The sequence below is a fragment of the Bradyrhizobium sp. 149 genome (assembly GCF_023073915.1).
Lineage (GTDB): Bacteria > Pseudomonadota > Alphaproteobacteria > Rhizobiales > Xanthobacteraceae > Bradyrhizobium.
In genome coordinates, this window is record NZ_JADPKK010000012.1 from 226,510 (window position 1) to 238,729 (window position 12,220).

The 12,220-nt window shown below is 66.6% G+C and carries 6 protein-coding genes; all 6 read right to left on the reverse strand.

Annotated features, from left to right (window positions below; genetic code table 11):
* Positions 1–57: 57 nt before the first annotated feature.
* The 6 genes from addA to IVA88_RS05190 all read right to left on the reverse strand — a co-directional run bounded on the left by addA (position 58) and on the right by IVA88_RS05190 (position 12,140).
* Positions 58–3,567, reverse strand: a complete 3,510-nt coding sequence (gene addA, locus IVA88_RS05165; protein ID WP_247496193.1) for a double-strand break repair helicase AddA — start codon at positions 3,565–3,567, stop codon at positions 58–60.
* Positions 3,561–6,707, reverse strand: a complete 3,147-nt coding sequence (gene addB / locus IVA88_RS05170; RefSeq protein ID WP_247496194.1) for a double-strand break repair protein AddB — start codon at positions 6,705–6,707, stop codon at positions 3,561–3,563. The genes addA and addB overlap by 7 nt, the downstream gene beginning before the upstream one ends.
* 119 nt (positions 6,708–6,826) lie before the next feature.
* On the reverse strand, positions 6,827–7,549 hold the full coding sequence (locus tag IVA88_RS05175; RefSeq protein ID WP_247496195.1) for a nucleotidyltransferase family protein: 723 nt from the start codon (positions 7,547–7,549) through the stop codon (positions 6,827–6,829).
* A gap of 124 nt (positions 7,550–7,673) precedes the next feature.
* On the reverse strand, positions 7,674–7,991 hold the full coding sequence (locus IVA88_RS05180) for a PilZ domain-containing protein (protein WP_247496196.1): 318 nt from the start codon (positions 7,989–7,991) through the stop codon (positions 7,674–7,676).
* A 115-nt stretch (positions 7,992–8,106) separates the two neighbouring features.
* Positions 8,107–9,639: a tRNA (adenosine(37)-N6)-threonylcarbamoyltransferase complex ATPase subunit type 1 TsaE gene (tsaE, locus tag IVA88_RS05185; protein ID WP_247496197.1), complete on the reverse strand. Its 1,533-nt coding sequence runs from the start codon at positions 9,637–9,639 to the stop codon at positions 8,107–8,109.
* Positions 9,636–12,140 carry a PAS domain-containing sensor histidine kinase gene (locus IVA88_RS05190; protein ID WP_247496198.1) on the reverse strand — a complete coding sequence of 835 codons (2,505 nt, stop codon included), beginning with the start codon at positions 12,138–12,140 and terminating at the stop codon, positions 9,636–9,638. The genes tsaE and IVA88_RS05190 overlap by 4 nt, the downstream gene beginning before the upstream one ends.
* Between the last annotated feature and the right edge of the window lie 80 nt (positions 12,141–12,220).

Consider the following 12,220-nt stretch of genomic DNA (forward strand, 5'->3'; position numbering starts at 1 on the left):
TACCTCGTACCTGAGAGAACGGCGCGACGGGAATCGCGCCAAGATCATGGCGTCAACCTATGAATGGCTCCTTGCCGGGTCAAGGACGCTCACGCCGAGATGAAGGGATGCCAGCGCCGCGTCCAGCGCGGGAGCCGAAATCTCCATATATTCAAGGGCCTCGGTCCAGAGCAGAACGGCGCGGACAGGCTTTTGGGGATAAAGCCTCGATAGCACCGCCCGGTACAGCGCAAGCTGCCGGACATAAGCGGCGGGCGCCGCACCGACGCTCCCGGGGGCCGCCTGATTGGTCTTGAAATCGACGATCAGGACCTCATCCGGGCGAACCACCAGCCGGTCGATCTGGCCGGACACCAGCGCGGGGGCGCGGCCCGGCCGCTCCAGCCTGCCGACGATCGCGACCTCCGCCCGGCTGCCGGCGGCAAACACCGGCGCGAATCGTGGCTCGGCGATCAAGGCGAGCACCTTGTCGGCCAGCGCGGCGCGGTCGGCCTCCGCCCAGTCCGCGGCGTTGCGTGCCATGAAGCCGAGCGCGGCCTCGCGCCGGCGCTCAACGGCGATGTCGGGCAGGGATTGCAGCAGCCGGTGCACCAGCGTGCCGCGTTGCAGCGCCAACGCGCGGGACCGCACTGATTCGCCTGACAGCACCGGGCGGCCCTCCCCGGACGGCTGGCCGGAGGGACGCAACGGATCGTCGTCGACCGTCTCGTGCGGCGCCGGCGTCCGCAGCCAGTCCGGGAGTGCGGTCGCCTGGTCCAACGAAGCCGCGGGCGTGCCTAGCGCCACGACATCCTCCGGACGGGAGAAGCGCGTCACCTTGCCGAGCGGCGTCTCGATTGTCTCTTTCGACAGGCTCGAGCCCGCGAGCCCGGTGTCGACCAGGTCGTACCAGCTCAGCTTGCGGACTACCTTCCTGTTACCGGGCATGCAGCCGCCGACGATCAGCCGGTCGGCCGCGCGTGTCATCGCCACGTACAGCAGGCGGCGGTACTCGTCCTCGGTCTCCTCGAGCATCGCGTTGCGTGCGTCGGCGACGGGCTTGGGATCATCCGCCTTGCGTCCGGCCCAGACTACGACCTCGCCGCCATTGCCGCGCGGGACGTGGATCAGTTGCAGCCGTTGGCTGTCGGAGGGCGAAGAGGTCGTATCGACCATGAACACGACCGAGGCCTCCAAGCCCTTGGCGCCGTGCACGGTCATCACCCGCACCTCGTCGCGCGAGATCTCCATGTCGCGCTTCACCTCGGTGTCGGCCGAGCGCAGCCAGGCCATGAAACCTTGCAGCGAGGCCGGCGCCTTGCGCTCGTAGTTCAGCGCCAGCTCCAGAAATTCGTCGAGGGCGTCGTTGGCCTCGTGGCCGAGCCGGCGCAGCATGCGCGCCCGTCCGCCGTCGCCGCCGAGCAGCCAGGCGTAAAAGGCGAACGGCGTTTCCTCGCGCGCACGCATCTCGCAGGCTTCGAGCCGTCGCAATGCCGCAGCGAACTTCTCGCTTGTGCCCGCATGTTCGCCGAGCGCGCGGCGCAGCGATCCCTTGCGATCCCAGGCAAGCTGGAACAGGTCGTCGTCATCGAGTCCGAACAGCGGGCTCTTCAACGCGACCGCAAGCGCGAGATCGTCCTGCGGCAACAGCAGCGCATCGGCAAGGTTCATCAGGTCGATGATCGCGATGTGCTCGGTGAGCTTCAGCCGGTCGGCGCCAGCGACCGGAACGTTGGCGTGCTTCAGCGCCTGGATCACGGCATCGAACGCATTGCCGCGCCGGCGCACCAGGATCAGCATGTCGCCGTAGCGCAGCGGACGCCGCTCGCCCTCGTGGCCCGTCAGCGTGCCGCTCTCGACCAGCCGCTTGATCTCGGTCTGGATCCGGCGCGCGAGCTTGACCTCGGGGCTGGTGGCGGCGACGCCGTCGAACGGCGCGCGCCAGCCCTCGATCTCCTGCCTTTCGTCGGCTTCCGCAAGGTCCCACAACTCGATCACGCTCGGGCCAGCATCGCCGAGCGCATTGTGCAGGGGATGGCCGGTCTCGACCGAATGGATGCTCTTGTAGATCGCGGGCTCGCGGAAGACGTGGTCAACCGAATGCAGGATCGCGGCGCCGGAGCGGAACGAATAGGTGAAGGCAACCGGATCGAATTTCAGCCCGGCCGCCGTGAACTTGCGGTGCAGCTCGCGCCGGCGTGCATCGAACTCTCGGGGCTGAGCACCCTGAAAGGAGAAAATCGATTGCTTCTCGTCGCCGACCGCGAAGACGGTGCGGTTGAGCCCTTCGCGCGCGCCTTCGCCGGCGGTGAACTCCGAGATGATGTGCGCGACGATGTCCCATTGCCGCGGACTGGTGTCCTGGGCTTCGTCGATCAGCACGTGATCGACGCCGCGATCGAGCTTGTAATGCACCCAGCCCGAGGAAACGCGGTCCAGCATCGCCAGCGTCTTGTCGATGAGGTCGTCATAGTCGAGCAGCCCGCGCTCCTGCTTCTCGCGGCGGTAGTTCGCGGCAGCCGCGGTCGCGATATGCAGCAGGGCGGCGGTGCGATCGCGCGTGGTGATTGCGCGGCGCGTCTCGATCAATCCGCTGACGCGCTGTGCCTCGTTCTCGAACAGGCGAGCGACGGACGGGTTGTGATCGCAAAACTTTTTGGTCAGCACCGCCTTGCGCGGCAGCTTTTCGTCGGTGAGGAAAACGCAGAGATAGGCATCGACTTGCGCGCTGCCCGAAAAAACTTTTGCCTCGCGAAGCCGGCTGGCCTGGTCGTTGTCGGACTTACTGCCGTCCTCCAGCGCAAGGGCAATGTCGTCCCAACGCGATCGCGGCAGGAACGGACCGTCGAGAATCTCCGTCTCGACGTCCTCAATGCGATCGCTCGCGTCCACTCCCAGCGCGGCTGCCATCTGCGTGACGGCAAGCTCAGCGCTGCCGGCCTCATCGGTCCAGGCCATGAAGTGGTCGCGGCTCAGACAGGCCTCGCGCACCACCTCCTTGAAGGTGACGTCGGCGGCGCTCGCCATCGCAGTCAGCAGCGCCCGGCCGGTAACGCTGTCAGGGTCGCGCGCGGCCTCCAGCAGCACCTTCAGATTGGCGCGCTCCATCATGTCGGTCTGGTCGCGCTCGTCGATCACGGCGAAGCGCGCCGGAACGTTGGCCTCGAACGGAAACTGCTGGAGCAGGCGGGTGCACAGCGCGTGGATGGTCTGCACCTTCAGCCCGCCCGGCGTCTCCAGCGCACAGGCGAACAGCTTTCGTGCTTCTCGCCGCAATTTTCGATCGGGATGGGGGATGCCGACCGCCTTGATCGCTGCATCGAGCGCGGTGTCGTCCAGCGTCACCCAATGGCCAAGCGTGGTGAACACGCGCTCGGCCATATTGGCGGCAGCCGCCTTGGTGAAGGTGATGCAGAGGATCTTTTCCGGCGGCACGCCCGAGAGCAGCAGGCGGATCACCCGTTGCACCAGCACATGCGTCTTGCCCGAACCGGCATTGGCCGAAACGAAGGCCGATGCGGTCGGGTCCGATGCGCGCGCTTGCCTGGCGCGCACCTCATCCGGGATGGGGCGCGGTGCCTTCACCATTCCTCGATCCCCAATCCGCCGGCCGCGGACCATTCCTTGATCCGGGCGAGGTCGTCATAAGTGCCGTAGCGGTTGGTCCACATCGGCAGGTTCAAGGAGGTATAGGGCTGGTTCTCGTCCTCGAAGGCGCGGATCAGCGCCTCGAGCTTGGCGCGGGCCTCAGCGGCCGCCGTGTCCGGCGGCTGCGGCTCGTCGCCTTGCCTAAACTTGAGCTCGAGAATGCGTTCTTCGCCTGGCGGATTGTTGCCGCTCAGACGAACATAGACGAGCTGGTTCACGGACGCGCCGGCGTCGATATCGGGGAAACCGCCCTCGCGCAGGATCGCGGCTTCCAGCGTGAGCTGCGGCGACAGGCCCATGCGGACCTGTTTGCCGGTCGGTGGCTGGCCGGTCTTGTAGTCGAGGATGGCGTAGCCGCCGCCCTGCCGGCGTTCGATGCGGTCGGCGCGGGCGGAGAGACGGAAGCTGCGCCCATGGTCGAGCGGGATCGATATCTCGCCGCGGGTTTCCGCGGTGATCGCCTCGATCACGCCGCGCCGCGCCGTCTCCCATTCGCCGAACCAGCGCGCGATGCGCTGGAAGCGCGGCCACCACAGCGCCCGCGCCTCGGGTCGCTCCATAAGCGGCTCAAAATATTTCTCGCCGATCGCGCGCAGCACGCGCGCGGGATCATCGGGCAGATTCGTGGCGTAGCGCTCGGTGAACTCGCCGAGCGCATCGTGGATGGCCGAGCCGCGGTCGGCGGCCGACAGCGGCATGTCGACCGGGTCGAGCGCGTCCAGCCGCAGAATGTGTTTTGCGTAAATGGTGTAGGGATCGCGCAGCCAGTCCTCGATCGAGGTCACGGACATCCTGAGCGGCCGGGTCGCGCGTGGCGGTCGCGGCTCGGGCTGTTTGATCGGCCTGACCTGGTCGGGCTGGTCCAGTGCGGCTGCGAACTGCACGTACTTTTCGCCTGCGCGAATTGCTGCCTTCCAGTGCGCATCGCCCGCGACCGCCTCCAGCCGGTGCAGGAAGCGCGAGGCGACCGCCGGCGCGCCACCGGCCTTGGCGGAATGGGTGAGGATGACCTCGTCGCCGCCGAGCAGTTGCGCAAAATCATGCGCGGAGAGGCCGATACGGCGTTCCGGCAGATCGAGGCCGAGCTGGTGCCGCATCGGTCGGCTCAGCCACGGATCGATCCGCGGCGCCGGCGGCCAGACGCCCTCGATCAGCCCGCCGACGATGATTCGGTCGGCCTGCATCAGGCGTGATTCCAGCGGGCCGTAGATCTGGAGCCGTGCGCCCGGTCTGTCTCGTCGCCGCACCGCGCGATCGCTGAACGCGGTCTGGAACACGTCTGCGTAGTCGGGCAGCGTGACCATCAGTCCGCTGGTGGTGCCGCCGCGCAGGAGGTCGTCGAAGGCGCTCGCGAGCGCAAGGCCCTCGCGCTCCTCGAACGCCAGCGGGATCCCCTGCTCGTCGCGCGACAGCTCGATCATGATCTCGCGATGCCGATAAGCGAGTTCGGCGAAGTCAAACGGTTTCGATGACGCCAGGCTCTCGATCGGCGCCAACGCTTGTCGCAAGCCATCGATCAGCGCCTGAATGCGATCGAGGTCTTCCGCTTTGAGACGTGCGCGCGGCTCGGCCCTATGCAGTGCGGAGACCTCGCTGCGCCACAGCTTTGCCAGCTCCTCGCGAAAGCGATTGAATTCGCGCAGCAGCCCGGCGGTGCCTGCAGGCGGGCGCGTGCCGCGCAACAGGGCGAGCTCCAGGCCCTCGATCGCTGTCTTCCATGCGCCGGGCACCCGACCGAGCCGGCACAGCGGATGTTTCAGCATCGCCAGCAGCGTCGGCGGCTCCAATCCCCTGGTCGCAGCCTCTGCCGTCAGTCGCGCAAAGACGCCGGCGGACGTGTCCATCAAGACGTCGCCGCCGGAATCGTCGAACGCAAGATCCCACCGGGTCAGCGCGGCCATCACCCGACGCGCCAGTGCGCGATCGGGCGTGACAAGCGCCGCGGATTTGTCGAGATGCCGCGCCTCGCGCATCGCGATCGCGATCGCGAGCGCCTCCATCTCGGGATTGGGGGCTTCGACAACTGCGAGGTTCTTCATGCCGCCGGCGATCTTCGCGGCCACATCCGGCTGCTTCAGCCGGTCGTGCCAGATCTCGGTCTTGACCGATGGCCGCATCGATTCGGAGGCGAGCAGGTCGCGGCCGCCTTCCGCCGGAGGCTGGAGGATATCGACGTCGCTGCGCTTGATGCCAAAGCGATCCAGCAGCGCGTGCATCGCATATTGCGGATGGTTCGAGACCGGATGCTCCGCGAACGTGCCGAGCGAGTCGCGTACGCCGCCGATGCTGCGCCAGGCATCGTCGTCGAGATCAGTGTCGAGGCCGGGCAGCACCACGGCGCCATGCGGCAGCGAGGCGACTGCATGGAGAAATCTTGCCGTGGCCGGCATCGAGCCGGTCGAACCGGCCGCGATCACGGGGCCATGGTGATGCGCGGTCAGCCGCTTGGCTTCGGCATCGATCAGGAGGTCGCGGCGGGCAGCGGGCTCGATGCGTTTGATTTCGGCGAGGTGACCGGGCCAGGCGATGCGCGCGATGCGCAAAAATTCAAGCGAGTGCTGCCAGTATCGGTCGAGCATATCAGGCACGAGGCCATCGAGCGCGCTCCAGTCGACGCCGCGCGTGACCATGTCGTCGATCAGCCGCGCGAGATCGGACGCCAGCGCCAGCGTCGAGGCGGGGCCTCCGACGACCAGCGGAGACAGCACCGGGCCCTTGGCCCATGCCGCGACCAGCTGCGCCAGCGTCAGCCGCCGTTCGAGTTCGCCGAGCCGCGGCGGAATATCGAGCGGCGTTGCGCCCGAAAATTGTTCGCCTTCATCGGCGAAAGCGAGCTCATCCTCGTCGATGTCGCCGAGCGCGACGATGCGCGGCAGCACGACTGCGTCCGCCTTCATCTCGTCGAGGAAAATCTCGCGGACGATGCGCATGGCACGCCGTGTCGGTAAATACAGCGTGGCATCCGCCAGCCGTGCCGGTTCCTTGCGCGCCTCGAAGCCGTCGACCAGCCGGCCGTCGAGCAGGCTTGCGACGACGGTGCGCAGGAACGGAACTGAGACTGGAACGCTGAAAACGCGCATGAGCTGCCTGATTCGGGAATCAGGCGCCAATATAGGGACGCGAACTCAAATGGTCATGGCCCGCGGCGAGGTCTTCCCCGCTGTTTGCGGCATCATTGTTCTCGTGCTCCGGACGCGGCCTACGCCACGCTTTCCAGAAACGCCTCTTCCGCGGCGTGCACGGCGTCGGGCGTGCCGACATGCATCCAGACGCCGTCGAGGCGGAGGCCGAACAGCCGCTCCTGCTCGTCGGCGCGGTCGAACATTTTGGTCAGCGAGAACTCGCCCGTCGGGGCATCGGCGAAGATCGACGGCGACAGGATCGCCGCGCCGGCATAGACGAACGGAACGACCTCTTTTTCCTTGCGCTTGCGCAGGGCGCCGTCGGCCAGCATGCCGTAATCGCCGCGGCCGCTATAGCCGATGCTGGTCGCGGTCGGCGCCATCAGCAGCAAAATGTCCATCCGCTCGGGATCGAAGTTTTCGGCGAGCCGCGTCAGATTCGAGCGCACGCCGTCGATCCACAACGTGTCGGAATTGACGTGAAAGAACGGTGCGTCCCCGAGCAGCGGCAGCGCCTTGACCACGCCGCCGCCGGTGCCGAGCACCTGGTCGCGCTCGTCCGAGATGATCACGCGAGGATGCTGGCGCGATGCGGTGTGGTCGATGATCTGGTCCGGCAGATAGTGCACGTTGACCACCGCCTCGCTCACGCCGGCCCGGCCGAGCTTGTCGAGCACGTGGTCGAGCAGCGGCTGGCCGGCCACCGGAACCATCGGCTTCGGCATTTTGTCCGTCAACGGACGCATGCGCAGGCCGAACCCCGCGGCGAGCACCATGGCTTTGGTCGGTTTGACGGACATCCTTCGCTTTCTCAGACCTACTGATCTTGCGTTCGCAGCAATCCTAACATGAGGTTCGACTGACCGCACCGCGTCTTGACCGCCTTAAACACCTGTCGTGACGCTTGTACGACGAGTGTTGCCGTTACGCCCCGATGGATGTGGAACGCGCCTTTTTCTTCTTGTCGCCGAGCTTGAGGAAATTGACGCCGATCTGGTCGCCATTGACCCAGGCGAGCTCGCAGCGCCGGTACGCAAGTCCTGTGGACGACAGCAGCAGAAAAAACTCCTTCAGATGTAGGCCTTCGACCGAGCCGTCGATGGTCAGCTTGGCGCCGCTCTCGGAGACGTCCTCCATGATGCAGTCGCGCCGCCAGGTGCCGTCGATACCCATCATCTGGGCCGCGATCCCGCGCTCGAAAACAACCCGGCTGTTGCCGCGCTGGTCCGTCTTCACCGCCATCTGCCCTGCTCCAGCCCCGCAATATCTGGCTGCCTCGCCGTCAGATTACCGGTGTCTTGGCTAACAGCCGGTAAATCAGGCTCCGAATCAGCCTTATCGGCCTCTATCAGCCATTTCAGCCTTGGGCCGGTTTTTGGGGCGGCGGGACGTTGGCGAGATACCAGTCGCGCAGATGGACGAGCGCGGGATGCGCCAGGGAGCGCTGGAGATAGGTCCAGATCCGCGGCTGGTGACGCAGATAATGCGGCTTGCCGTCGCGGCGGTTGAGGCGGGCGAAGGTGCCGAGCAGACGCGTGTTCCGCTGCGCCGACATGATGGCGTAGAGCTCGGCGAAGTCGGCCGCGTCGAAGCTTGCGTCGCTGGCGCGGCGCGCCTTGATGTAGCGCGACAGCAGCGTCAGCTCGATCGCCTCGGGCACGTCGATGCGGGCGTCCTGGAGCAGCGACACCACATCGTAGGATTGCGGCCCCAGCACGGTGTCCTGGAAATCGATCACGCCGACGCGCCCGATGCCGGTGCGATTCCCGAGCCAGATCAGGTTCGGCGAGTGATAGTCGCGGATGATCCACGTCTTCGGCGCCGCAAGCGGCTTCTTCAGCAGCTCGCGCCACATCACGAAAAACTCGGCGCGCTTCTCGTCGTCCAGCGGCGCGTTGCGATCGGGCAGATACCATTCCGGCATCAACCCGATTTCAATCAGCAGCGCCTCGGTATCGAAGACAGGAATGGCGTAGGTCTGCCCTCCGAGCGGCAGCGTCTCCGGCAGCGTCTTGCCGTGCAGCATGGCCAGCAAATCGGTTGCGGCTTCGTAGCGCCCGGCGATCGGGCGCGGCGGATCGCCCTCAACCACGCCTTCGCTGCCGAAGTCTTCGCTGATCAGGAATCCGTGGTCGAGGTCGGAATGATGGATCGCGGGTGCGGAGATTCCTTGCGCGCGCAGGCCTTCGTCGATGGCGACGAAGGGCTTGATGTTTTCGGCGAGGTGCACCGCGGCGCTGTAGGATTTTCCGTTGTACATCGCAGCACCATCCGGGCGCTGCGGAGAGTTCATGAGGATGACGATCTCGTCGTCGCGCAGCAGCCGCGCATAGGAGCGGGTCGAGGCATCGCCCGGCATGCGCCTGCGCGTTGCATCCATGTAACCGGATGCATCGAGGAATTCGCGCAGCGCCTTCAGCCGCGCGATGGTGGCGGCAGCCTTGCCATAGCCGGTGATGTCGGCGGCGCGTGCATTCGAGCCCAGCGCCGGCCGGTGCGTCAGCGCGATGTCGATGCGGTCTTGGGGCATCGCCGACGGCGCGCGCTCCGGCCATTCGATCAGGACGAGGGTTGCTTCCGGCAGCGGCGACAGCCCGATCTCTTCGAGCTCGCTCTCGTCCTCGACGCGGTAGAGGTCGGCATGCACCACCGGGAATGGCGGCAGATCGTAGCCTTGCACCAGCGTGAAGGTCGGGCTCGGCACTTCCAGCGCCTCGTCGCCGGCCAGGTAACGGATCATGGCCCGCGCTGCCGCGGTCTTGCCGGCCCCGAGATCGCCGGTCAGCGTTATGACATCGCCGGGGCCGACCAGCAGCGCGACGTCGGCCATCAATTGCGCAGTGGCCGCCTCGTTGTGAAGCGCGACGGAGAATGTGGTTGCCGCCGTCATTCGGCGGCGTCGCGATGCGCCGCCTGCTCGGTCGGGAAATCGCAGATCACGACCGTGCCCCTGCCGACCATGGAATCCACCCGGATCTTGCCGCCATGCAGCTCGACGAAGGAGCGCACCAGCGACAGGCCGAGCCCGGCGCCGCGGTGACGCGAGCCCTGCGAGCGGCTTTCGAACCAGTTGAACACCTTGTCCTTCATGTCGGCAGGTATTCCAGGCCCGGAATCTGTCACAGTGAAGACGACGCTGTGTTCGGTGCGGCGGGCGCTGATGCCGACGCTGGAATCCTGTGGAGAAAACCCGACCGCGTTGGCGAGGAGGTTATAGAGCACCTGCACCACGCGCTTCTCGTCGCCGGTGAAGCTGCCGACATCGGGCGCGATCTCGACCTTGAGGCGGATGCGGTCGGTGGCGAGCCGGTCCTGGATACCCTCGGCGGCAAGCTCGATGGCCTTGCTGACGTCGACCGGGCCGAGTTCCAGCTTCATCGCGCCGGCGTCGATGGTGGCGAGATCCAGGATGTTGTTGGTCAGCGCCAGCAGCGCATTGGTCGATTTGGTGACGTAGTCGAGATATTCGGCCTGCTTCGGCGTCAGCGGCCCGGTCGAGGGGTCGCTGAGGAAATGCGCGAAGCCGATGATGGTGGTGAGCGGCGAGCGCAGCTCGTAGGAGACGTGGTGGACGAAATCCACCTTCATCTGGTCGGCGGCCTCCAGCGCCTCGTTGCGCTCGCGCAGCGCACGCTCGACATTCTCGGTGTCGGTGATGTCCTGGAATGTCAGCATGGTCGCGCCGTCGTGCAGGGGCCGGATCATGCCGTCGAGCACGCTGCCGTCCTTGCGCTCCAGCTTCAGCGGAACGTCGGCACGGCTCTCGATCGAGGTGACCGCCTCGCGGATCTGCCGCCAGACGATCGCGTCGTCGAACAGCTGATGGCACCAGGCTTCGACCGTCTGGATGTGCGGCTCGTCGCGCATGGCGTCGGCGGACAGCTTCCACATCCGGACAAAAGCCGGGTTGAATAGCTGCGCCTTGCCGTTGCTGCCGAACACGGCGACGCCTTCGGCGAGGCTGTCCAGCGTCTCGCGCTGGACGCGGATCATGCCGTCGAAGCGGCGGGCGAGCTCGAGGCTCTCGGTGACGTCGTCGAACAGATAGGTGACGCCGCCTTCCGGATTGGGCGTGGTGACGACGGAGAGCGCGCGGCCGTCGGGCAGGTACCAGGTGTCCTTGGCGGTCTCGACCGCGCGATAGGCCTCGTGCAGCTTGGCCTTCCAGGCGCGGAAGTCCGGCTGCTCCGGCAATTTGCGCGACGCGCGGAGCTTGTCGAGCACGCTGGAATCATCGGGATTGGCGTCGAGGAAGGTGCGGTCGAGGTCCCACAGCCTGCGGTAGGAATCATTGTAGAAGGCGAGCCGGCGCTGGCCGTCGAACACGGCAACGCCGGAGGAAAGCTGGTCGAGCGTGCGGCGATGCGCCTCCGCCATCCGCACCAGCGCAGAACTCAGCGCATCCGGCTCGCTGGCATCGATGGCAACGCCGACATTGCCGCCGCCGACATTGACGGCGCGCACGTCATAGATGCGCCGCTCGCCGCCGATCACGATCGGAAGCCGCGAGTTGAAATTGGCCGCATCCTTCAGCCCCCGCTCCATCGCGGTCCGGTCGGCGCTGTCGAGCAGCTCGAGCTTGCGCTCCTGGGCGTCGGTGATGCTGGCCGCCTCGGTCGCGCGGACATAGGCGGGATTGGCGTAAGTCAGCGCGCCGTTCTCGCCCTTGGCCCAGATCGGCCAGGGCGCGGCGGCGGCGAAGCCGCGCAGCATCTCGGTCTCGTCGGAGAGTGCCTTGTAGCGCAGATTGGTCTCCGCCAGATCGCGGCGCAGCCCTGAGAGTTCGCGAATTCTGACGATGGCCTGGCCGCCGATGGCGCGGCCGATCGCCTCCAGCGTGTGGCCATGCGCGGTGGTGAGCGTCAGCTGGAACCCGTCGCCGTGGTCGCGCAGCGCGTCGACGGCATGATCCATCTGGAGCGCCGGTTCCGGCGGCAGCCAGGTTCCAAACGCGAGCACGCGCTGTGGAGAGGAGTCACGCGGCAGCACCATGGAAATGTCGCCGGAAATCTGCGCGCGATTGTCACCGGCGGGCCAGGAGATCAGGATCTGCGGCTCGGCGAACAGCAGTGCGCCGAAGCGGTCGGCCTGGAGCTGGAGTTCCCCGACCCGGGCGCGCAGCCGCGCCTCGTTCTTCGCCGTGCGCACACGCGTGCGCATCAAGAGGATCGCGGCGACCACAGAGAAGCCGAGCAAGGCCAGCGCGGTGGCCAGCACCGCGAGTTCCTGCCGGTTGAAATCCAGCAAAGTTGAGAGTGTGTCGACGAGGTCGGCGGCCTCAGCCGGCGCAGCCGGCAGCAGCGCCGCGAGAGCGCTTCCCAACAAGCCGTTGCGCACGAGCGATGTGCACGACAGCAGCGTCCGACGCATCGACACGATCACGCCTGACATAGTTGCCCCAAGATCGCACGGATTTGCGCGCGGCGACCCCCGTCGCGCGCGAATCAAAAGACAATACCCTCACCGTGACT